Genomic DNA, 392 nt, shown 5'->3' with positions numbered 1-392 from the left:
GGCAGTAATGTCATAGTCGAGTAGTACTAATAACCTGTAAGCTTATGTACAAATCCTGCTCCCGAGCAATCGGGAGCAAGAAACTTTCTAGATTTGCCTAGGCGAATGACAATAATAAATTTTCTTTATCTCAGTATGTTAAGATATTGCAGCGTAGCTGCGTTTGAAATGTTTAAAGTTTAAAAGTTTAAAGTTACAGCAACTTTAAACAAAAAAAACCTTAAACACCTTAAACAATAATCTTAAGGTGGTTATTGCGGCGGGGCTCACCTCTTCCCATCCCGAACAGAGTAGTTAAGCCCGCCAGCGCAGATGGTACTGCATTTTGTGGGAGAGTATGTCGCCGCCTTTCTTTTGAAAACCCTATCCAATCGGATAGGGTTTTTTTGTTT

General features: G+C 39.5%; 1 rRNA gene. It reads left to right on the top strand.

What is annotated here, in order from left to right:
• The first annotated feature begins 243 nt into the window (after positions 1–243).
• Positions 244–352: ribosomal RNA gene (rrf, locus tag K5R64_RS13665) — 5S ribosomal RNA — on the top strand.
• Positions 353–392 lie beyond the last annotated feature (40 nt).

This window comes from Flavobacterium sp. UMI-01 (genome assembly GCF_019656315.1).
GTDB lineage: Bacteria > Bacteroidota > Bacteroidia > Flavobacteriales > Flavobacteriaceae > Flavobacterium.
This window is presented reverse-complemented; position numbering and strand designations above follow the sequence as displayed.